Source organism: Pseudoalteromonas sp. S3178 (assembly GCF_005886985.1).
GTDB classification, from domain to species: Bacteria; Pseudomonadota; Gammaproteobacteria; order Enterobacterales; family Alteromonadaceae; genus Pseudoalteromonas; species Pseudoalteromonas carrageenovora.
Map to the genome: position 1 here is coordinate 1 of NZ_PNCW01000661.1, position 247 is coordinate 247.

1 protein-coding gene is annotated in these 247 nt (G+C 44.1%); it reads right to left on the reverse strand.

Going from position 1 to position 247, the window contains the following annotated elements; genetic code table 11:
* Positions 1-247, reverse strand: a 247-nt coding sequence (locus CWC11_RS22660) for a winged helix-turn-helix domain-containing protein (RefSeq protein WP_171038543.1), incomplete at both ends; no start/stop codon positions are given.

Sequence of the window (247 nt, forward strand, 5' to 3'; positions counted from 1 at the left end):
CTTTCGATATATTCTTCGTATTGCGGATCTGTGTTTAAAATCTTTCTTAACTGCGCAACAGCTTGATAGAACGAATTGTCAGACACCACCTTCGGGTGCCAAACTAACTCGACGAGGTTATCAATACTTAGAGGCTCAGGTTTCGCATCGACCAGCACCAACAGTAATTTCATCACTTTTGGGGTGACGGTATATTCACGGCCAGTCGGATACTCCACAATCTGGTTCAATTTAGGCACAACAAGCC